The organism is Litchfieldella xinjiangensis (assembly GCF_000759345.1).
Lineage (GTDB): Bacteria > Pseudomonadota > Gammaproteobacteria > Pseudomonadales > Halomonadaceae > Litchfieldella_A > Litchfieldella_A xinjiangensis.
The window spans coordinates 630,844-651,294 of sequence record NZ_JPZL01000001.1 but is presented as its reverse complement, the minus strand read 5'-3'; the positions used below and the strand labels follow the sequence as shown (position 1 = coordinate 651,294).

The following is a 20,451-nucleotide window of genomic DNA, read 5'->3' as shown; positions in this document are numbered from 1 at the left end:
GTTAGAATACGCGCCTTACGGCCCGATGGCCGTGCGACTCGCTTGTAAATCCTGAGCCAAGATCTTGACTTAATGACGCTTCTCGCCCTGGGAATCAATCACAAGACCGCTGCCGTAGAGGTGCGCGAGCAGGTCGCTTTTACCCCGACGCAGCTCGAAGTCGCGCTGAGCGAACTGCGTGCCCTGCCTGACGTCACAGAAGCGGCGGTCCTCTCGACCTGCAATCGTACGGAGCTCTACTGCGTGACCGAGTCACGCGGCGAGAAGGCGATCCTCGAGTGGCTGGGCCGGTTTCATGATCTGAAGGTCGAAGACCTGTCCAGAAATGCCTACCACTATCTCGACAACGATGCCGCACGCCATTTGATGCGTGTCGCGGTGGGGCTCGACTCCATGGTTCTGGGTGAACCCCAGATCTTGGGTCAGCTCAAGGATGCCTACCAGACGGCGCGTCGCTATCACGGCCTCGGAGGCGAGCTGGAGCGTCTTTTCCAGCACACCTTTTCCGTGGCCAAGCAGGTGCGCACCGAAACCGGCATCGGTGAGAACCCCGTCTCGGTCGCCTATGCGGCCGTGAGCATGGCTAGCCGTATATTCGAGGACTTTTCGCGGCAGCGCGCGCTGTTGATCGGGGCGGGCGAAACCATCGAACTGGTCGCCCGTCATCTTCGCGAAGCCGGTATCTGTGAATTGATCGTTGCCAACCGTACCCGGGAGCGTGCCGAGGAACTGGCCAGCGAGTTTTCTGCCGAGGCCATTTCGCTCAACGAAATCCCGGAGGCGCTGGTGCGGGCCGATATCGTGATTTCATCGACGGCGGCGCCGCTGCCGATCCTGGGCAAGGGCATGGTCGAGGCCGCCATTCGGCGTCGTCGCCACCGGCCCATCTTCATGGTCGATATTGCCGTGCCGCGCGATATCGAACCCCAGGTCGGCGAGCTCGGTGATGTCTTCCTTTATACCGTCGACGACCTGCATGAGGTGATCGAAGAGAATCGGCGCCATCGTCAGGTGGCGGCCGACCAGGCCGAAGCGCTGATCGAGCAAGGGGTCGGTCACTGGGTTCACGAGCGTCGGGTGCGCGGAGCCGGCGATCTGATTCGTCGCTATCGTGAGCAGGGAGAAGCCCTGCGGGCCGCTGCTGAAGCCCAGGCGCTGGCCCAACTGGCCAAGGGCGACGACCCTCAGAAAGTCATTGCCCGTCTTTCGCGCCAACTTTCGAACAAGCTCATGCATGGGCCCACCACCCGTCTTCGCGAAGCGTCCGGCGCCGAGCGCCACGATGTGGTGGGCGCGGCCGAGGCGCTGCTGATCGACCCGGCAGCGCCTCCACAGGATCCCTGAGGGCGAGACTCGCCCGGCTTTCGAACCCGCTCGCGCCCAACAATCAACAGGATTCTCAATGAAAGCGACACTTCGCCAGCGCCTGGATTCCTTTCACGAACGCTTCGAAGAGCTTTCCGCTCTACTTGCCGAGCCCGATGTCATCGCCGACCAGGGCAAGTTTCGTGATTATTCCCGCGAGTATGCCGAGCTCGAAGAGCTGGTAGCGGCCTGGCAGCGCTATCGCAATGTCGAGGCCGATATCGAGGCGGCCGAGCAGCTCAGCCATGACAGCGATCCGGAAATGCGCGAAATGGCCGAGATGGAACTGGAAGAAGGGCGGTCGCGACTGGAAGGGCTGGAGGAGGAACTCAAGCGCTTGCTGGTGCCCCGGGATCCCGATGATGGCCGCAATGTCTTTCTCGAGGTTCGGGCCGGCACCGGAGGCGACGAGGCTGCATTGTTTGCCGGGGACCTGTTCCGCATGTACTCGCGCTACGCCGAAAAGCAGGGCTGGAAAGTCGAGGTGATCAGTGCCAGCCACGGCGAAATGGGGGGCTACAAGGAAATCATCGCGCGCGTTCGTGGCGAGGGAGCCTACGCCCAGCTCAAGTTCGAGTCGGGGGCCCACCGTGTGCAGCGTGTCCCGGCGACCGAGTCCCAGGGGCGTATCCATACCTCGGCCTGTACGGTGGCGGTCATGCCCGAAGTCGATGAAGTGACCGATATCGACATCAACCCCAACGACCTGCGAGTCGACACCTTTCGCTCCAGCGGCGCTGGCGGTCAGCACGTCAATACTACCGATTCGGCGATCCGCATCACACACCTGCCCAGCGGGGTCGTGGTGGAATGCCAGGAGGAGCGCAGCCAGCACAAGAACCGGGCCAAGGCAATGTCGCTGCTGGCGGCACGACTCAAGCAATCGGCGCTAGACACTCAGCGCCAGCAGCAAGCGGATACCCGCCGTTCATTGGTGGGTTCGGGCGATCGTAGCGAGCGCATCCGTACCTACAACTTCCCTCAAGGCCGCCTGACCGATCACCGCATCAACTTGACCCTCTACAAGCTGGGTGAAGTCATGGGCGGCGAACTGAGCGAAGTGATTGGGCCGCTCGTCAACGAATATCAGGCCGAGCAATTGGCCGCTCTTCAGGACGCCTGATGCGCCTGGATACCTTGTTGCTGCGTGCCGCGCGCCGCCTGAGCGAATCGGGCTCGCCCAGCCCGCGGCTGGATGCCGATGTGCTCCTGTGCCATGTCATGCAGGTAGAGCGAAGCTGGCTTTATACATGGGGAGATCGTCAAGCCGAGCCGTGGGTACAGGCGCGTTTCGAAGCGCTGATTGCGGCCCGGGCCCAGGGTTGGCCGGTCGCCTACCTGACCGAAGAGCGGGAATTCTGGGGGCTACGCTTGATGACGGGGCCTTCGACCTTGATCCCTCGCCCCGATACCGAAAGGCTGGTAGAAGCGGCTCTGGCCCAAGCCGACTCCGAGTCGGGCCGATTCCTCGATCTGGGTACGGGCACGGGGGCGGTGGCTCTGGCCTTTGCCTGTGAGCGTCCGACCTGGGAGGTCGTGGCAGTGGATCGTGAGCCGGCCGCCGTGGCCCTCGCCAAGGCCAACGCCCAGCGCCATGGACTCACTCGTGTCGAGATACTGATCAGCGATTGGTTCGAAGCGTTGGGAAAGCGGCAATTCGCGATCATCGTGTCCAATCCGCCGTATCTTGCCTCCGACGACCCCCATCTGGCCCTGGGTGATGTCCGCTTCGAACCGCGCTCCGCGCTGGTGGCTGGAAAACAGGGACTGGCCGATCTGGAAGCGCTTGTCGATACCGCGCGCGATCAACTCGAGCCTCATGGCTGGCTAATGTTGGAGCATGGCATGCAGCAGGGGGCGGCAGTACGCAGTGCCCTGGAGGCAGCAGGTTACGAACAGATCGAAACGGTCTGCGATCTCGAAGGACGTGATCGGGTGACCCTGGGCCGCTGGCCGGCCACGACCGAGCGTTGAAGGGGGAGCGTGCGTTACGCTGGAGGACGCAGGCGGCTGTGTGGTAATACTTAAGACGGGGGATGGCTCAGTCATCCTTGCTCGGCAAAGTGCATTCCACGATACAAAAAACTATAAACCTCTGGATTTGTGGTGCATCTTGCCATGACACGTCTTTATGCCATTGGCTCGGACCGCACATTACAATGAAAGCCAAGACTCGTTCACTGGATCGTATCGACCTCAAAATCCTGCGTTGCCTGCAAGAAAACGCGCGCATTTCCTATGTCGACCTCGCTTCCCAGGTGGGGCTCTCCACGACCCCATGCCTGGAGCGCGTCAAGCGGCTGGAGCGTAGTGGCATTATACGCGGCTACAAGGCCGTGCTGGATCCCAAGGCACTCAAGGCCAATCTGCTCGTGTTTGTCGAAATTAGTCTCGAGACGCAATCGCCGACGGTATTCGATGAATTCCGGCGCGCCGTCAGCACGCTTCCCCAGATACAGGAGTGCCATCTGGTTTCCGGCCAATTCGATTACATACTCAAATGTCGGATCCCCGAAATGGCAGCCTATCGACAGTTGCTGGGCGATGTCGTTCTGACACTGCCCGGCGTCAAGGAATCCAAGAGTTACGTCGTGATGGAGGAGGTCAAGGAGGAGTTTGCCTTGCATATCCCCGATATCGACCAGCTCGACGACAAATAGGGCGGAGGCCCAACGTCGCCATGAACGATGAAGCGCTATTGCGATACAGCCGCCAGATCATGCTGGATGCCATCGATGTCCACGGCCAGGAGCGCCTGCTTGCAAGTCACGCGCTTGTGGTGGGTGCCGGTGGTCTGGGCTCACCCGTGGCGCTCTATCTGGCCGCTGCCGGCGTGGGACGCCTGACCATTGCCGATGCCGATGAGGTGGAGCTGTCGAACCTGCAGCGACAAGTGGCCCACCGCCAGGCCGACCTGGGACGCAACAAGGCTGAGTCCGCACGTGAGGCGGCGCAAGCGCTCAACCCTGACTGCGATATCCAGGCGGTGACTCGCCATCTCGAGGGAGATGCGCTGACGGCTCTGGCCCGCGAGGCCGATATAGTACTGGACTGTACCGATCGTTTTTCCAGTCGTTACGCCATCAATCGCGGCTGCTTGCAAGCAGGGGTGCCCCTCGTGTCGGGTGCGGCGATTCGCTTCTCTGGACAGCTCGCGGTTTTCGACCCGCGCGATCCCGACAGTCCCTGTTATGCCTGCCTGTATCCCCCCCGGCAGGGGGAAGCACAGGACGACGAGTTGCGCTGTGCCGAAAACGGGGTCGTGGCACCGTTGGTGGGCCTAATTGGCTGCTTTCAGGCACTCGAGGCCATGAAATTGCTAAGTGGTGCGGGAACGGCGCATCGCGGACTTTCCACCTTTGATGGGATGCGAGGCGAATGGCGGCATTTCAAGGTGCCGCGCGATCCGGCGTGTTCGGTCTGCGGTACGCGCTGATGCCTGGCGACGGAGCTTCGCCGTGGCCAGCGCTTTCGCCAAGGCGTTATCGAATACTTGACAGGTCAAGGTGGTCTGGTGTCAGACTGTTCAGCATGGGGTCGCTTTGATGGCCTTTATTTCAATAAGTGTGGTTAAAGAATTCAACAACAATAATGGCGGAAAAGAACGAGCCCGCCCGTAAGGAATCCAATGACCTCCGCTGCATTGCATCGCCCCGCGTCTTACTATCAGGACAGTATCGCTGTCACGGCAGGCCCCTTTCCGGCGCTGGAGGAGTCGCGGCGCGCCGATGTCTGCATCATCGGCGGCGGGGTCACCGGTTGCTCGGCGGCACTCCATCTGGCGGAGCGGGGCTATTCCGTGGTGTTACTGGAAGCCGCCGAGGTGGGGTACGGTGCCTCGGGGCGTAGCGGAGGACAGATCCTGCCTGGCCTGGGCACCGATATCGCGACCGTCGAGAAGGCGCTGGGAAAGTCTCGGGCACGGGATATCTGGGAAATGAGTCGTGAGTCGGTTCGCCTGACGGCCGCTCTGATCGAACGACATGGCATTCCCTGCGATCTGGCCTGGGGCTACCTGCACGCTGCGGTAAAGTCGCGCCATGTCGAGGAACTCAAGGCATTCCAGGCGCGCCTGGCCACTGACTACGATTATCCTGCCCTGCAATGGCTCGAAGGCGCGTCCCTCCAGGAACATGTGGTCACCAACGCCTATCCCGGTGCGCTTTACGACGCCGAGGGCGGTCACCTCCATCCCCTCAATTACACCCTCGGGCTGGCCCGCGCAGCGCAGCACGCCGGGGTGCGCATCCATGAGCACAGCCCGGCTGTCGAAGTGCACCCGGGCCAACCAGCCCAGGTCGCGACCCCAGGCGGTCGTGTTACTGCCGACTACGTCATCGTGTCCACCAACGCATATCGAGGGGAGGGATTGCTTCCGGACCTGGATGGTCGGATCATGCGCGCTGCCAATTACATGATCGCTACCGAGCCGCTCAGCGAGGCCCAGGTAGCGAAGGTACTGCCCAGTAACGACGCGCTATCCGATGCCAACTTCGTGCTCGATTATTATCGACTCTCCGCGGATCGACGTCTGATTTATGGCGGCGAGGTCAGTTACGACGGGCGTGAGCCTCGCCAGCTTCGTGAGCGCATGGACGCCAAGATGGCGCGCCTGTTCCCGGTGCTCGAGGGAATCGGTATCGATTATCGATGGGGGGGCGACGTGGCGATCACCCTCAACCGCGCCCCGGATTTCGGCCGTGTGGGTTCCAATGTGTATTACGCACACGGTTATTCAGGGCATGGCATGTCACTGGCAGGCCTGGCGGGACAGTTGCTGGCCGAGACGATCTCTGGACAGAGCGAGCGCTTCGACATCTTCGCCGCGATGCCGCATCGGAGTTTTCCGGGTGGCAAATGGCTGCGGACCCCGCTGCTGGTATTGGCTACCCAATTCTATAAATTGCGCGATCGGCTGTAACCAGCGGTACCAGCCTGTTGTCGACACGCACAGGAGAGTCGAGTCATGACCCCGTCCCCCTTGGCCCCCGAACCGGGCACCCGTGAACCGGATGCGCCACGTGACACCGATAATGCTGCACGCGAGGCCTCTTCGATCGAGCTGTTGGGCCTGCACAAGCGGTTCGGCAAGGACACGGTCGCGCTTGACGGGGTCGACCTGACCATCCGTGCCGGAGAGTTCTTCACCTTGTTGGGTCCATCGGGATGCGGCAAGACGACCTTGCTGCGCATTCTTGCCGGCCTGGAAGAACCCGATAGCGGCAGCCTGAAGATCGGCGGGCTAGACATCACCGATACGCCGCCCCACAAGCGCAGCGTCAATACCGTATTTCAGTCCTACGCGCTGTTCCCCCATCTTTCCGTACGCGACAACCTGGCCTTCGGGTTGCGCATGCTGGGCCTGCCGGCGGCCGAGCGCGAGGCGCGGGTCGCGCGCATTGCCGAATTCATCCAGCTCAACGATCTCGTGGACCGCAAGGTCGACCAGCTTTCGGGAGGCCAGCGTCAGCGCATTGCCCTGGCACGTGCACTGGTCTGCGAGCCGGATGTCCTGCTGCTCGACGAGCCGCTTTCTGCGCTGGATGCAGGGCTTCGAAGCCAGCTTCAGGTCGAGTTGTTGCGGGTACAGAAGCGCCTGGGCATGACTTTCGTGTTCGTTACCCACGATCAGCAGGAAGCCATGGTCATGTCGGACCGTATTGCCGTGCTCGATAGCGGCAATATTCAGCAGGTCGGCCCGCCACGCGAAGTCTACGAGCGGCCGGTCAATGCTTTCGTGGCGCGTTTCATGGGCCATGACAACCTGTTTCCCATCACGCGCCGCGCCGAAGGCGGGTGGCTCACGACCGAGTTGGGTGACCTCAGATGCGACGGCGAGGGCGCGGGCGACTTGCTGTTGATCCGCCCCGAAACGCTGGATCTGCTGCCTGGCGAACAGCCTGGTGAGAATCGCTTGTTGGCTACGGTCGGCGAACGGCTCTATCGCGGCAGTCATGCCGAATACCGTTTGGATATCGGCCAGACCAGCCTTCAAGCCACGGTCAATAACCGCGGTAGGCACCTACCCGAGGTCGGTGAGCGGATTACCGTCACCGTTGCGGCGGACGATCTCGTGACCCTGGGCAAGTAAGGAGCGCGGACATGGCTTATTCCGGTGTACGCCCCACGACGCGTAGTCGCGCCATGGTCAGCGAGACGCGTCACCTGTTGTTTACCGTGGCGCCTGGCGCCGTCTGGATCGTGATCTTCCTGGTCCTGCCAAGTGCCTACCTGATGAGCGTGGCCTTCATGAGCACGGGCATCTACGGCCTACCCGAGTTGCCGCTATCGCTGGAATCGTTTCGCCGGTTGGCGGGGTTCGGCTTTCTGGGCTGGAGTCCGGGTAATATCTACACGCTGTTGCGCTCGCTCTGGCAGACGCTGGTGTCGACGGCGTTGGTGATGGTGGTGGCCTATCCCATCGCCTATTACATCACCACCTGCCGCGAGCGCTGGCGTCCGATCATGCTGCTGCTGGTGGTCGTACCGTCGTGGACCAACCAGGTCATTCGCACCTTCGGCTGGATGAACCTGTTGGCGCCGGGCACGCCGCTGGCCAACCTGGCAGAGCTGGTCGGCTTCATTCCGCCTAACATGGGCCTTTATCCCTCTAACTTTGCCGTCACCTTGGGCTTGGTCTACAACTTCCTGCCATTCATGGTGTTGCCGTTGTATGCGGCCTTCGAAAAGCTCGATACCGCCCAGGTCCAAGCCGCTCAGGACCTCTACGCTTCGCCGGTTCGCGCCTTCTGGCACGCCGTCTTTCCCCAGACCTTGCCGGGGTTGCTGGCGGGTACGGTGCTGGTGGCCATTCCCGCCTTTGGGATGTATGTGATTCCGGAGCTGCTGGGTGGCGGCAAGGGCATGATGCTTGGCAATCTCGTTGCCAACCAGTTTGCCGGCAGTGCCAATTGGCCACTGGGTGCTGCGGGAGCCATCCTGATGCTGATTGCCACTTTTATCGGTCTTTTCGCCATGCGTCGCATCGGCAAGCGGCTGGGTGGCGGTGAGGAGGTGGTGATATGAAAAAACGCACCCTCAGGCGGGGATTGACTGCCATCTGGTGGCTGATCCTGATCTTCCTTTATCTGCCGCTCGCGGTGGTCGTGCTGTTCTCGTTCAATTCGGCCAATAGTGCCGCCAGCTTCACTGGGGTGTCCTTGCGCTGGTACAAGCGCTTGATGGGCAATGAAGAGATTCTGTCGGCGCTGAGCAATAGCTTGATCCTGGCCATCGTTTCCTCGGCCGTCGCCTTGGTCATCGGCTGTCTTATTGGTTATGGCATGTATCGTCACAGGCACCGCAAACTGGGTTGGCTGATCGTGTTGATCTACTTGCCGATCGTATTGCCCGATATCGTATTCGGTATTTCCGAAATGGCCTTCTTTGTGCAGATTCATCGCATGACCGGCCTGCTGCAGCCAGGGCTTGGCACCATGATCATTGCCCACGTGACGTTCCAGATTCCGTTCGTGGCGCTGATTGTCTATTCGCGCTTCGTGGGGCTCGATCCTACGTTGTTCGAGGCGGCCAAGGATCTCTATGCTTCTCCGGCGCAGCGCGCGTTTCACTTCATGTTGCCGACCATCAAACCGGCGCTCATTTCGGCCTTCTTCCTCTCCTTTACGCTGTCGGTAGACGATTTCGTCATCAGCTTCTTCACGGCAGGTCCCGATAGTGCGACGCTTCCCATCTATATCTGGGGTGCTATCAAGAAGGGGGTCTCACCCGAGATCAACGCCATCGCGACGTTGATGATCGGTGCAGTAACGATTGCCGCCATACTGAGTCTGTTGTTCAGCCACCGCCGGCAGCCATAGGCGGTTTACGAAGGGAACGAAAGGAGAACGATTGATGAAAAACGTCACGACGCGTTTAGCCGTTTCCCTGGGCAGCCTGTTGTTGGTTGGGGCTGCACAGGCTCAGGAGAACCGCCTGTACCTGTTCAACTGGACGGAGTACATGGACCCAGAAATCATTGAGGCCTTCGAAGAAAAATACGATGTCGAGGTAGTGCAAAATTACTTCAATTCCTTGCCGGAGATGTTTGCCAAGCTCAATGCCGGTGGCGTGTCCCAATACGACATCATCGTTCCTTCCAACTACTATATCCCTCGTCTGATCGAAACTGGTCTGGTGCAAAAGCTGGACAAGCCCAAGCTGTCGAACCTCGGCAATGTCATGGAGCAGTTCCAGAACCCGAGCTATGACCCCGACAGCGAATACAGCGCGCCTTATCAGTGGGGAACCACGGGGATCATCTATAACACCGAGACGTTCCCCGAGGCACCCAAGAGCTGGTCGCTGCTCTTCGATCCCGAGGTCAATCCGAGCCACCCGTTTGCCTTGATGGGCGACGGCCAGGTCAGCATGGGCAGTGCCTGTGCCTACCTGGGGCATGGCTATGATTGTACGGACATGTCCGGATGGCGTGAGGCAGCGCAGCTGCTGATCGATACCAAGGGACGCGATAATTTCAGCGGGTTCGTCGATGGCACCCCGGCGCTCCAGCAACTGGCACGCGGCGTCGCGCATGTGGGGCTGAGCTACAACGGTGATTATCTGTTCTTCAAGGAGGAAGACCCCGAGACCTTCGAGACCATCGATTTCATGCTGCCCGACGAGGGGGCAGAGATGTGGGTGGATGCGATGCTGATTCCCAGCGAGGCACCCAACCCCGACATGGCGCACAAGTTCATCGATTTTATCCTCGATGCCGAAATCGGTGCCCAGCTTTCGAACTACAACTACTATGCCAGCCCCAACGCTGCTGCCGAGCCCCATCTGGACAAGGTGTTGACACAGCCGCCGGTCCAGCCGAGCGAAGAAGACATGGAGCGGTTGCGGTTCACGCCGAGCCTGTCTGGCGATCAACTGCAGAACTTCCAGCAGCTGTGGTCTGAGGTACAGGCGCGGTGAGGTGGCCGGCCCCGGTCGTACGACCGGGGTTGCGCCCGGGCGACATCAAGGATTGCGTATGAGTAACCCTAACGAAGTGAATGGCCTGAACGAATGGTTCAGGAACCGTGGCATTACCGAAGTCGAGTGCCTGGTCACCGACCTGACCGGCCTCCTCAAGGGCAAGATCATGCCCGCGAGCAAGTACATACATGGTGGACGGCCCCGTTTGCCCGATTCGATCTTCATTCAGACCGTCACGGGGGGCTACCCGGATGACGATGAGATTCGTTTCTGGAATCCCGCCGAACGGGACATGGAGCTGGTCCCGGATCCTGACGCCGTGTACCTGGTTCCCTGGGCGGAAGATCCCACCGCGCAAATCATCCATGATTGCTACTATCTCACTGGTGAGCCGGTAGAGTTATCGCCCCGCTATGTGCTCAAGCGGGTGCTGGAGCTCTACGAAGCCCGAGGGTGGAAGCCGGTGGTGGCGCCCGAGGTCGAGTTCTATCTGGTCAAGACCAATACCGACTCCGACTATCCGCTGGAGCCGCCCATCGGTCGTTCTGGGCGACAGGAGAGCAGCCGACAGTCGTTTTCCATCGATGCCGTCAATGAGTTCGACCCGCTATTCGAGGAGATGTACGACTACTGCGAAGCGATGGGGCTCGATCTGGATACGCTGATCCATGAGGAAGGGGCGGGCCAGATGGAAGTCAATTTCCAGCATGGCGATCCGCTGATCCTGGCCGACCAGGTCATCATGTTCAAGCGCACGCTGCGCGAGACGGCACTCAGGCATGGTATGTATGCCACCTTCATGGCCAAACCCATGGCCAATGAGCCGGGTAGCTCCATGCATATTCATCAGAGCCTGATGGACCTGAGCGGCAAGACGAACCTGTTTGCCGGGGACGATGGCCAGCCCAGTCGTCTGTTCAATCATTTCATCGGCGGTTTGCAGACGTACATGCCGGCCGCGATCCCGTTCTTCGCTCCCAACGTCAATTCCTACCGACGATTGATGCGTAACGAAACCAGTGGTTCGGCGCCCGTCAATGTCGAGTGGGGGCTCGATAACCGAACCGTAGGGCTGCGCGTGCCGGTGGACTCCCCTCAGGCGACCCGAGTCGAGAACCGACTCGCCGGTGCCGATGCCAATCCTTACCTGGCAATGGCGGCCTCGCTGGCCTGTGGCTATCTCGGCATGCTGAGTCAACTCGAACCCCGTCCGCCGATGGTCGGCTCGGCCTGGTCGGGTGGCAACAAGCTCCCCGACGACATCGGTCCCGCCCTGGATGCGCTTCGTGAGTGCAAGCCCTTGGCCGATCTACTGGGTGAGCGATTCATAAACAGTTACCTGGCCGTCAAGCGTGCCGAGCATCGCGCCTACTTCCAGGTCATCAGTTCTTGGGAGCGCGAACATCTGCTGTTGCGGGTGTAAGCCGACCTCGAGTGTCCGTCCAAAACGATAAGGAAAACAGCATGGTCCTTCGATCTTCTCGACGCGTCGCAGCACTGGGGTTGAGTTTCTGTCTGGCCGCCCCCGCCTTTGCCCAGGAGCAACAGCTCAACCTCTTCAATTGGTCCGACTACATGGATCCGGCCCTGATCGAAGAGTTCGAGGCCGAAACCGGCATTGAAGTGGTCCGCAATTACTTCAACTCCAATGCCGAGATGTTTTCCAAGCTCACTGCCGGTGGCGACGCCCAGTACGACATTATCGTGCCGTCGGGCTACTTCATGCCCCGTCTCATCGGCGCGGGGCTGGTTCAGCCACTGACGGAAAACGATGAACCATTGTCCGGGCGTGACGCGATCCTCGCGGAGTTCCAGACCCCAAGCTACGACCCGGAAGGGCGCTATACCGTACCTTACCTATGGGGCATGACGGGTATCGCTTATAACACCGAAGTTTGGCCTGACCCGACACCGAGCTGGGGCTTGCTCTATGACCCCGAGGTCAATGACGATCAGCCTTTTGCGCTGCTCAAGGGTGATGCCCAGTTCACCTTCGGCACCGCATGCGCTTACCTGGGGTTTGGGTTCGATTGTGTCGGCCAGGAGCCGTGGGTCGAGGCAGCCAAGCTGGTCAGGGAGACGAACAAGCGCGACAACTTCGTCGGCTTCGTGGATGCCACCGCGACGATAGAGCAACTGGCGCAAGGCACGATCCAGGCGGGCATCGCCTATAACGGCGATTTGGCTAACAAGCTGGCCGAATCGGAAGAGACCTACGGCAAGATTGGTTTCTTCATTCCCGAGGAGGGCTCCCAACGCTGGGTCGACGTGCTGGCCATACCGGCCAGGGCACCGCATCCGGATGCTGCGCGCGCGTTCATCGACTTCATGTTGCGCCCTGAAGTGGCTGCTCGGCTAGCGAACTACAATCGCTATACGACACCCAACGAGAAAGCGCTGGAACTGGTCGATGCGGCCCTGCGCGAGCCTCCCGTCATGCCCGATGAGCAAACCCGTCAGCGCCTGGTCTCGACGCCCTCGGTAAGTGGCGAGCAGTTGCAGCTGCTTCAGGAACTATGGAACGAAGCGCGCAGCCGCTAAATCCACCTGTCCCTTCAAGAGACACGTCCGCCCTTGGGTAGGGCGTGTTTCACTCATTCTCGAGCTGGAGGACGTCAATGTCCAAGCCCGATACGTCCCATGTGGCGTCTTATTATGCGGCTTCTGCCAATCCCGCGCCGGCGCGCCCGGCACTCGAAGGCGAGCTGACCTGCGATATCTGCGTGGTCGGTGCCGGTTTCACGGGCATTTCGTCAGCGCTGCACCTGGCCGAGAAGGGGCTGAACGTCATCGTTCTCGAAAGCGCCCGGGTGGGTTTTGGGGCGTCGGGCCGCAATGGCGGCCAGATCGTCAATAGCTACAGCCGCGACATGGACGTGATCGAGGATAAGTACGGCCTGGATGCGGCGCGGGCGCTTGGCGACATGGCGTTCGAGGGCAACCGTATCATTCGCGAACGTATCGCCCAGTACGGCATCGAGTGCGATCTGAAAGGCGGTAATCTTTTCGCTGCCTGTAACGCCAAGCAGCTCAAGGGATTGATCGAACACAAGGCACTTTGGGAGCGCTTTGGACATAATCAGCTGGAGCTGCTCGAGGGAACAGACCATCAGCGCGAGGTACAGAGCGAGCGTTATGTCGGTGCGCTCGTCGATCACTCCGGTGGGCATCTGCACCCGTTGAACCTGGTACTTGGCCAAGCGGCTGCCTTCGAGTCGCTGGGGGGTGTCATCTATGAGCAGACACCGGTCGTCGAGCTGATCCATGGCCAGCCGGTACGCCTGAAAACCCCGCGGGGGGAAGTGCGCGCCGAACGTGTGGTACTTGCCGGTAACGCATACATGCAACAGCTGATCCCCCAGCTCGAGAGCAAGAGCATGCCCTGCGGGACCCAGATCGTGACGACTGCGCCACTCAACGAGGCCCAGGCAAGCGCCTTGCTGCCCAATGACATGGCCGTCGAGGACTGCAATTACCTGCTGGATTACTACCGCCTCTCGGCCGATCGCCGTTTGATCTATGGCGGAGGGGTAAATTACGGGGGACAGGATCCGGCCAGTATCGAGGGAGTGATTCGGCCCAAGCTGGAAACCACCTTTCCTCAACTGAAGGGCATACAGATCGACTATGCCTGGAGCGGCAATTTCCTGATGACGCTCAACCGATTGCCTCAGTTCGGTGTGCTCAATGACAACGTCTACTATGCACAGGGATATTCTGGCCATGGGGTGACCTGTACCCACCTGGCCGGTCGCCTGATTGCCGAAGTCATGACTGGGCGCTCCGAGCGTTTCGATGCCTTCGCGGGCCTGCCGCACCTGCCTTTCCCCGGCGGTCGACTGCTGCGTGTACCGCTCTCGGCAATGGGAGCCTGGTACTACCAGACGCGGGATGCGCTGGGTATCTAGCCATATGGGGCGGACAATGTCGTCACTCAGCGACAATCCCGAGAAGAATACGGAAACAGTGTTCAAAAATAGCGCCTCGGTCTTTACGACCGGGGCGTTTTGCATACACTGGCGAAATCTCAGCGCAACACAGCGGAGCGGGGCGCTCCGTTACCCAGTCGCATTGCCTGGAGCTTGGTACCGTATTCGGTCAGTCTTCGGGAGGAAGTCATGGACAAGTCAATCGTAGTCGGTAGCACCCTTGCCGTCTTCGGGCTCGGCGGGTTGGCCGTCGGCGCCTATCAGGTGCAGGAGTATGCGTCGCCCTCGGCTCCCGAGTACGCCGATATCCTTGCCGTTGCACCGGTGACGCGTCAGGTGGAGACCCCGCGCGAGGTCTGTAAGGATGTCGTCGTGCAACAACGTGCGGCAAGCCGCGATCCCAATCGCATTGTTGGTACGGCGGCGGGTGCCATCGTCGGTGGCCTGTTAGGCAATCAGGTAGGAGGCGGTAGTGGAAAGACGTTGGCCACCGTGGCTGGCGCGGTTGGGGGCGGGTTTGCCGGACGAGAGGTGCAGGAACGTATCGAGGCCGGACAGACAACCACCACGACCCGTCGCCAATGCCACACCGTGAACGATATTCATGAGGAGACGCTGGGCTATCAAGTCGAGTACCGCTATCAGGGCCAGGTTCATCAGGTGCGTCTCGAGGACGCTCCCCCACGGAGAACGCGTGCGAATGCTCCAGGGACAACCCCAGTGGAATAATCCTGCCGACATGGCCCAAGGCTAGGTTAGCTTCGAGTCCCGTACGCGATACGCCCGGCCATGGCCGGGCGTATCGTTTACGTAGCGCATCAAACGTGACGCAGGTACCAGTCGTACTCGAGCTTGCTCACTTCCTGCATGGCCAGGGCGCGTTCGGCACGTCGATTGGCCAGGAATACATGCAGGAAGTCGCGTCCCAGGCCTTCCGCCAATACGTCGTTGGCTTCCAGTAGGTCAAGGGCCTGTTGCCAGCTATTGGTCAGGCTTGGCTCGCTCTGCTCGTAGGCGTTGCCCGTGGTGTCCTCGGGAGGCGCCAAGCGCTGCTGCATGCCATGCCAGACCGATACCAGCAACGTGGCTACCAGCAGGTAGGGATTGGCATCCGCACCAGCAACCCGGTGTTCGATACGGCGCGCTTCGTTTGGCCCTGAGGGAATACGTACCGCCACCGAGCGATTGTCGTAGCCCCAGGTCGGGGCCATGGGGACGTACAGGCCCGGCTGAAAGCGACGGAAGGAATTGAGGTTAGGCGCGCATAGCGCCATCGACGCGGGAAGCAATTCGAGCATCCCGGCAATAGCGTGGCGCAGCAGCGGTGTGCCGAGAGGATCCTCGTCTTCGGCGGCGAAGACGTTGCGACCCTCACGATCGAGCAGGCTGATATGGATATGGGTGCCATTGCCGGCTTCGAGTCCATAAGGCTTGGCCATGAACGTGGCCTCGAACCCATGGGTCAGGGCAATTCCCTTGATCAGGCGCTTCAGCAGTATGGAACTGTCGCAGGCGAGTAGCGCGTTGTCGCAGTGCAGCAGGTTGATTTCGAACTGCCCCGGCGCGCACTCCTTGAGCGCTGTATCCAGCGGCAGTCCCTGAATTTGAGCGGCTGCGTGAATATCCTCGAGAAAGTCGGAATATTCATCGAGCTCATTGATCGAATAGAGCTGACTTTGCACGGCGCGCTCACCGGTCGCGGGTGAGCGGGGCGGTTGCGTCATGCCGAGCGTGTCACGGCTGCGATCGACAAGGTAGAACTCCAGTTCCACGGCAATGACCGGGGTCAGGCCTGCCTCGGTGAAGCGTGACAGGACGCGTGACAGGACCTGGCGAGGATCGGCAAAGAACGGGCTGCCGTCGGGCTCGGTCATGGTCATCAACAACTGTCCCTGACGACCACGGCGCAGCCAGGGGCTCGGCATCAGGCTACCGGGAACAGGGCAACACAGGCGGTCGCCATCACCGCTGGACAAGCCGAGGCCGGTTTCCTCGATGGTATTGCCGTTGATATCGAGTGCAAAGAGTGACGCCGGCAGATTGATGCCGTCCAGAAAAGCCTTCTCGAGATTATCGCGAGGAATGCGCTTGCCGCGCAGTACGCCATTGAGATCGCTGATCAGCAGATCGATGCTGTCGACTTCAGGATGCTGGTCGAGGAAGTGATGGACTTCGTCCATCGGGGAGCGCGACATGATGTCACCTGTGACTGCGGTATCGTTGTTGATGGGGTCATCATTCATTTGGGTAGGGTGTGTTGTCAAATCTTTTACGTTTCGGCGTTTTCCTTTCATTGCTGCAGTGGCGTGTCGCTATGGAATCCCCACTGATAATGGGCCTTATCGCAGAACAGGACGCCGTTTGAAGGGTGGGTTGGCATCGCTTCCTCAGCCGGGTATGTTGAGCAAAGCATAACAATCATAGAGGGGCATCGGAGATTATGAGCCTTATGCAGACCCGGCCCCTGGTCGGGGTCATCGCTTGTCGCCGCGATGTGGAGGGCCACCCGGCCCATGTTGTCACGGATAAGTACCTGACGGCCGTACGCGATTATGGGTTGGAGCCGATCATCTTGCCGGTTTGGGAGACCACCCCCACAGAGAGCGCCCATGCATTGCTGGCACGGCTCGACGGACTGCTCCTGACCGGAAGCTACAGCAATGTCGAGCCCGCACGCTACGGGGCCGAGCGGGCTCCGGAGAACACGCGAGCCGACCGACATCGGGACACGGCTTCGCTGGCCTGGGCACCTCTGGCCGTCAATGACGGCATCCCCCTGTTCGGCATCTGCAGGGGCTTTCAGGAAATCAACGTGGCCTATGGTGGCAGCCTGCATCAGGCAGTTCAGAACCAGCCTGGGTTGCACGACCATCGCGAGCCCGACGGCGACATGCCCGTACGCTATGCGCCGGCGCATGAAATCGAGTTACTGCCTGACGGTCAGTTGGCGCAGCTTTACGCCGAGCCGACGGCGCGGGTCAATTCTCTTCACCAGCAAGGGATCGAGCGGCTAGGCGATGGGCTCAAGGCCGAGGCGGTCGCTCCCGATGGTCTGATAGAAGCGATATCGGTCACCCAGGCGCGGGCGTTTGCAGTGGCCGTGCAGTGGCATCCCGAGTGGCAACCCCATGCGCACCCACTTAATGACGCTCTATTCAGTGGTTTTGCCGACGCCTGTCGCAAGCGGCTGGCACAGCGCCTGGTATCGCCGGCGCTTTCGCCTCAGGCCTGATAACGACGCTGATTGAAAGACGTACCCTCTACCGGAGCTTCGCCATGGCCACTGCCGATCTGAAGGCGCTGGATAGCGCGCACCATCTACACCCCTTCACCGATTACAAGGCGCTCGGCGAGGAGGGGAGCCGTATCGTTACCCATGCCCAAGGCATCTATATCCATGATAGCGAGGGCAATCGCATCCTCGACGGCATGGCCGGATTGTGGTGCGTCAACCTGGGCTATGGTCGCGCAGAGCTGGTCGAAGCCGCCAGCGCCCAGATGAGCCAGCTGCCTTACTACAACAACTTCTTCAAATCGACGCATCCTCCCGCAGTGAAATTGGCAAAGATGCTGTGCGGCCTTGCCCCTGGCCATATGAACCGCGTTTTCTTCACGGGCTCTGGCTCGGAGGCCAACGATACCGTGCTGCGCATGGTAAGGCGCTACTGGGAGCTCAAGGGACAACCTGACAAGCGCTGGGTCATTGCGCGGGATAACGCCTATCACGGCTCGACGGTGGCCGGGGTTAGCCTGGGCGGCATGTCACCGATGCGAAACCAGGGCGGGCCGCTGGTCCCCGATATCGCGCATATCCGACAGCCCTATTGGTTCGGGGAAGGTCGCGACATGACGCCGGAAGCCTTTGGTCGGGTGTGTGCCGCGGACCTCGAGCGTAAGATTCTCGAACTTGGTGTGGAAAACGTGGCCGCGTTCATCGCCGAGCCGGTACAGGGCGCGGGCGGGGCCATCATTCCCCCCGAGAGCTACTGGCCGGCGATCAAGGCCATCCTCGATAAATACGATATTCTTCTGGTGATCGACGAAGTGATCTGCGGCTTCGGGCGTCTGGGCGAATGGTTCGGCAGTCAACATTATAGCCTCGAACCGGACCTGATGCCTGTCGCCAAGGGGCTGTCTTCCGGCTACCTTCCCATCGGCGGCGTGCTGGTGGGCGATCGTGTTGCCGACACGTTGATCGAGGAAGGAGGCGAGTTCTTCCATGGCTTTACCTATTCAGGCCATCCGGTATGTGCCACGGTCGCGTTGCGAAATCTGCAGATCTTGCGGGATGAGGCGGTGATCGATCGCGTGCGCGACGATATCGGCCCCTACCTGGCCAAGCGTTGGGCAGAGCTCGGCGAACATCCTCTGGTGGGCGAGGCGCGCTCGCTGGGATTGATCGGCGCACTGGAACTGGTCGCCGACAAACAAAGCGGGCAGCGCTTTCCTCAGGCGTTTGCCGTCGGCAACCTGTGTCGCGACATCAGCTTCGACAAAGGCCTGGTGATGCGCTCGGTAGGCGACACCATGATCATCTCGCCGCCCTTGGTCATTCGCCATGATCAGGTGGACGAGCTTGTCGCACTGGCCTGGCAGGCACTGGACGCCACCGCGGCGCGTCTGGCCCAAATCAAGGACAAGGAGACCCCAGCATGAGCATGCCTAAAACACCGACCTCCACTCCACCGAAGACACTGGCCGACTGGCGGGCCAAGGCCGAGGCGCTGAGCTTCGAGAGCCGTGCCTTCATCGATGATGGCTTCGTCGATGCGCTGAGTGGCGACACGTTCGAGTCGATCAATCCGGCCAATGGGCAGTGCTTGGCAAAAGTAGCCAGCTGTGACGACGCTGATGCCGAGCGTGCCGTGCGTCACGCCCGGGCTGCCTTCGAACGTGGCGAATGGTCGCGACTCGCCCCGGGATCGCGCAAGCGCATACTGCTGCGTCTGGCTGATCTCCTCGAACAGCACAAGCACGAGCTGGCACTGATCGATACCCTCGACATGGGCAAGCCGATCGGCAGCGCCCTGGGGGACATGGCCGGTACCATTGCTTGCCTGCGCTATAACGCCGAGTCCATCGACAAGGTCTTCGGTGAGGTCGCCCCGACCGGCGAGGAAAGCCTGGGATTGGTGCTTCGCGAGCCGTTGGGTGTGGTGGCCTCGATCGTGCCGTGGAACTTCCCGATGATGATGACGGCGTGGAAGATCGCTCCAGCCCTGGCCGCCGGCAACAGCGTGATTCTCAAGCCCTCGGAGAAGTCGCCGCTTTCCGCCCTGCGCCTGGCTCAGCTTGCACAGGACGCCGGAATCCCACGGGGCGTGTTCCAGGTACTGCCGGGGTTCGGTCATACGGTGGGCAAGGCGTTGGCGCTGTCGATGGAGGTCAATTGCCTCGCGTTCACCGGCTCGACCCAGGTTGGCAAACAGCTCATGCAGTATGCGGGGCAATCCAATCTCAAGCGCGTGTACCTCGAGTGCGGCGGCAAGAGCCCCAACATCGTCTTTGCCGACTGCAAGGATCTCGATGCCGTGGCGGCAAATGCCGCCGAAGCGATATTCCACAATCAGGGCGAAGTGTGTATCGCCGGCTCGCGCCTACTGGTCGAGAATTCGATTCGTGAAGATTTCGTCACCCGTGTTCTCAAGGCCGCCGAAGCCATGCAACCGGGCGACCCGCTCGATCCTGATAGCTTCATGGGCGCCATCGTCGACGAGACCCAGCACAAGCGAATTCTCGATTTCATTCGCCAGGGGGTCGAAGAGGGCGCCCTGTTGCGTGGAGGCGGGCAGGCGCTCGAGACGTGTCCCGGCGGCTTGTTCATCGCGCCGACCGTCTTCGATGGCGTCACCCCCGAGATGAGCATCGGTCGTGAGGAGATATTCGGGCCGGTATTGGCGGTGTTCGGTTTCGATACCGAGGAAGAGGCAATCCAGCTTGCCAACGACAGCCAGTACGGCCTGGCTGCGGGGCTCTGGAGCCAGGATATCGACCGTATCATGCGCGTGACGCGGCGGCTCGAATCGGGGCAGGTCTTCGTCAATAACTGGGCGGGTGGCGATCAGACAGTGCCCTTCGGCGGAGTGAAGCAATCCGGCAATGGACGCGATAAGTCGATGCACTCCCTGGCCGAGTACTCGGAACTCAAGACGGTCTGGTTTTCATTGCGACCCTGAACGCGTTACTGAATCAGATAGCTAGCATGTGAAGGGCCCGGCCTGGTATTTCACACTCG

General features: G+C 60.7%; 18 protein-coding genes. 17 read left to right on the top strand and 1 reads right to left on the bottom strand.

Translation table 11 applies throughout. From position 1 onward, the window contains the following. Window positions 1-72 precede the first annotated feature (72 nt). From hemA to JH15_RS03055, 14 genes are all read left to right on the top strand, one after another. The gene (hemA, locus tag JH15_RS03120) at window positions 73-1,344 is read left to right on the top strand and encodes a glutamyl-tRNA reductase (protein ID WP_043526913.1); all 1,272 of its coding nucleotides are present in this window, start codon (window positions 73-75) and stop codon (window positions 1,342-1,344) included. Between the two features lie 58 nt (window positions 1,345-1,402). Continuing rightward, window positions 1,403-2,488 (top strand): peptide chain release factor 1, encoded by a 1,086-nt coding sequence (prfA, locus tag JH15_RS03115; RefSeq protein ID WP_043526911.1) that lies wholly within the window; start codon window positions 1,403-1,405, stop codon window positions 2,486-2,488. After that, complete coding sequence (gene prmC, locus JH15_RS03110) at window positions 2,488-3,339, top strand: peptide chain release factor N(5)-glutamine methyltransferase (protein WP_043526909.1); 852 nt, start codon at window positions 2,488-2,490, stop codon at window positions 3,337-3,339. Before prfA ends, prmC begins: the two co-directional genes overlap by 1 nt. Window positions 3,340-3,524: 185 nt before the next feature. Continuing rightward, window positions 3,525-4,025 (top strand): Lrp/AsnC ligand binding domain-containing protein, encoded by a 501-nt coding sequence (locus JH15_RS03105; RefSeq protein ID WP_043526908.1) that lies wholly within the window; start codon window positions 3,525-3,527, stop codon window positions 4,023-4,025. Between the two features lie 20 nt (window positions 4,026-4,045). Then, the gene (locus tag JH15_RS03100; protein WP_043526906.1) at window positions 4,046-4,801 is read left to right on the top strand and encodes a HesA/MoeB/ThiF family protein; all 756 of its coding nucleotides are present in this window, start codon (window positions 4,046-4,048) and stop codon (window positions 4,799-4,801) included. 192 nt (window positions 4,802-4,993) lie between these two features. After that, a complete protein-coding gene (locus tag JH15_RS03095; RefSeq protein WP_043526905.1) occupies window positions 4,994-6,286 on the top strand; it encodes an NAD(P)/FAD-dependent oxidoreductase in 1,293 nt (430 codons plus the stop codon). Between the two features lie 45 nt (window positions 6,287-6,331). Further along, a complete protein-coding gene (locus JH15_RS03090; RefSeq protein WP_043526903.1) occupies window positions 6,332-7,456 on the top strand; it encodes an ABC transporter ATP-binding protein in 1,125 nt (374 codons plus the stop codon). Window positions 7,457-7,467: 11 nt separating this feature from the next. Further along, window positions 7,468-8,391: an ABC transporter permease gene (locus tag JH15_RS03085; protein WP_043526901.1), complete on the top strand. Its 924-nt coding sequence runs from the start codon at window positions 7,468-7,470 to the stop codon at window positions 8,389-8,391. Then, window positions 8,388-9,185 (top strand): ABC transporter permease, encoded by a 798-nt coding sequence (locus tag JH15_RS03080; protein WP_043526899.1) that lies wholly within the window; start codon window positions 8,388-8,390, stop codon window positions 9,183-9,185. Before JH15_RS03085 ends, JH15_RS03080 begins: the two co-directional genes overlap by 4 nt. A gap of 34 nt (window positions 9,186-9,219) precedes the next feature. Next, window positions 9,220-10,284 carry an ABC transporter substrate-binding protein gene (locus tag JH15_RS03075; protein ID WP_043526897.1) on the top strand — a complete coding sequence of 355 codons (1,065 nt, stop codon included), beginning with the start codon at window positions 9,220-9,222 and terminating at the stop codon, window positions 10,282-10,284. Between the two features lie 58 nt (window positions 10,285-10,342). Continuing rightward, a complete protein-coding gene (locus JH15_RS03070; RefSeq protein ID WP_043526895.1) occupies window positions 10,343-11,710 on the top strand; it encodes a glutamine synthetase family protein in 1,368 nt (455 codons plus the stop codon). Between the two features lie 41 nt (window positions 11,711-11,751). Continuing rightward, complete coding sequence (locus tag JH15_RS03065) at window positions 11,752-12,828, top strand: ABC transporter substrate-binding protein (protein ID WP_043526894.1); 1,077 nt, start codon at window positions 11,752-11,754, stop codon at window positions 12,826-12,828. Between the two features lie 77 nt (window positions 12,829-12,905). Continuing rightward, entirely contained in the window at window positions 12,906-14,195 is a 1,290-nt protein-coding gene (locus JH15_RS03060) for an NAD(P)/FAD-dependent oxidoreductase (protein ID WP_043526892.1), read from the top strand. A 210-nt stretch (window positions 14,196-14,405) separates the two neighbouring features. Continuing rightward, window positions 14,406-14,945, top strand: a complete 540-nt coding sequence (locus tag JH15_RS03055; RefSeq protein WP_231566359.1) for a glycine zipper 2TM domain-containing protein — start codon at window positions 14,406-14,408, stop codon at window positions 14,943-14,945. Between the two features lie 89 nt (window positions 14,946-15,034). Here the strand turns inward: JH15_RS03055 and JH15_RS03050 are convergent, their stop codons facing one another. Further along, window positions 15,035-16,411: a glutamine synthetase family protein gene (locus JH15_RS03050; protein WP_043528714.1), complete on the bottom strand. Its 1,377-nt coding sequence runs from the start codon at window positions 16,409-16,411 to the stop codon at window positions 15,035-15,037. Between the two features lie 254 nt (window positions 16,412-16,665). Between JH15_RS03050 and JH15_RS03045 the strand changes: the two genes are divergently transcribed. Genes JH15_RS03045 through JH15_RS03035 form a run of 3 tightly spaced genes read left to right on the top strand, consistent with a single transcriptional unit; the run spans window position 16,666 to window position 20,392 of the window. Further along, a complete protein-coding gene (locus JH15_RS03045; RefSeq protein WP_043526890.1) occupies window positions 16,666-17,448 on the top strand; it encodes a gamma-glutamyl-gamma-aminobutyrate hydrolase family protein in 783 nt (260 codons plus the stop codon). Window positions 17,449-17,492: 44 nt separating this feature from the next. After that, window positions 17,493-18,872: an aspartate aminotransferase family protein gene (locus JH15_RS03040; protein ID WP_043526888.1), complete on the top strand. Its 1,380-nt coding sequence runs from the start codon at window positions 17,493-17,495 to the stop codon at window positions 18,870-18,872. Next, the gene (locus JH15_RS03035) at window positions 18,869-20,392 is read left to right on the top strand and encodes an aldehyde dehydrogenase (RefSeq protein WP_043526887.1); all 1,524 of its coding nucleotides are present in this window, start codon (window positions 18,869-18,871) and stop codon (window positions 20,390-20,392) included. The genes JH15_RS03040 and JH15_RS03035 overlap by 4 nt, the downstream gene beginning before the upstream one ends. Window positions 20,393-20,451 lie beyond the last annotated feature (59 nt).

Excerpts from the sequence above, each read along its gene's own strand:
- hemA (WP_043526913.1), top strand. The coding sequence starts at position 73 with ATGACGCTTCTCGCCCTGGGAATCAATCACAAGACCGCTGCCGTAGAG.
- JH15_RS03060 (WP_043526892.1), top strand. The coding sequence starts at position 12,906 with ATGTCCAAGCCCGATACGTCCCATGTGGCGTCTTATTATGCGGCTTCT.
- JH15_RS03075 (WP_043526897.1), top strand. The coding sequence starts at position 9,220 with ATGAAAAACGTCACGACGCGTTTAGCCGTTTCCCTGGGCAGCCTGTTG.
- JH15_RS03065 (WP_043526894.1), top strand. The coding sequence starts at position 11,752 with ATGGTCCTTCGATCTTCTCGACGCGTCGCAGCACTGGGGTTGAGTTTC.
- JH15_RS03070 (WP_043526895.1), top strand. The coding sequence starts at position 10,343 with ATGAGTAACCCTAACGAAGTGAATGGCCTGAACGAATGGTTCAGGAAC.
- JH15_RS03050 (WP_043528714.1), bottom strand. The coding sequence starts at position 16,411 with ATGTCGCGCTCCCCGATGGACGAAGTCCATCACTTCCTCGACCAGCAT.
- JH15_RS03090 (WP_043526903.1), top strand. The coding sequence starts at position 6,332 with ATGACCCCGTCCCCCTTGGCCCCCGAACCGGGCACCCGTGAACCGGAT.
- JH15_RS03055 (WP_231566359.1), top strand. The coding sequence starts at position 14,406 with ATGGACAAGTCAATCGTAGTCGGTAGCACCCTTGCCGTCTTCGGGCTC.
- JH15_RS03100 (WP_043526906.1), top strand. The coding sequence starts at position 4,046 with ATGAACGATGAAGCGCTATTGCGATACAGCCGCCAGATCATGCTGGAT.
- prfA (WP_043526911.1), top strand. The coding sequence starts at position 1,403 with ATGAAAGCGACACTTCGCCAGCGCCTGGATTCCTTTCACGAACGCTTC.
- JH15_RS03105 (WP_043526908.1), top strand. The coding sequence starts at position 3,525 with ATGAAAGCCAAGACTCGTTCACTGGATCGTATCGACCTCAAAATCCTG.
- JH15_RS03035 (WP_043526887.1), top strand. The coding sequence starts at position 18,869 with ATGAGCATGCCTAAAACACCGACCTCCACTCCACCGAAGACACTGGCC.
- JH15_RS03045 (WP_043526890.1), top strand. The coding sequence starts at position 16,666 with ATGCAGACCCGGCCCCTGGTCGGGGTCATCGCTTGTCGCCGCGATGTG.
- JH15_RS03095 (WP_043526905.1), top strand. The coding sequence starts at position 4,994 with ATGACCTCCGCTGCATTGCATCGCCCCGCGTCTTACTATCAGGACAGT.
- prmC (WP_043526909.1), top strand. The coding sequence starts at position 2,488 with ATGCGCCTGGATACCTTGTTGCTGCGTGCCGCGCGCCGCCTGAGCGAA.
- JH15_RS03080 (WP_043526899.1), top strand. The coding sequence starts at position 8,388 with ATGAAAAAACGCACCCTCAGGCGGGGATTGACTGCCATCTGGTGGCTG.
- JH15_RS03040 (WP_043526888.1), top strand. The coding sequence starts at position 17,493 with ATGGCCACTGCCGATCTGAAGGCGCTGGATAGCGCGCACCATCTACAC.
- JH15_RS03085 (WP_043526901.1), top strand. The coding sequence starts at position 7,468 with ATGGCTTATTCCGGTGTACGCCCCACGACGCGTAGTCGCGCCATGGTC.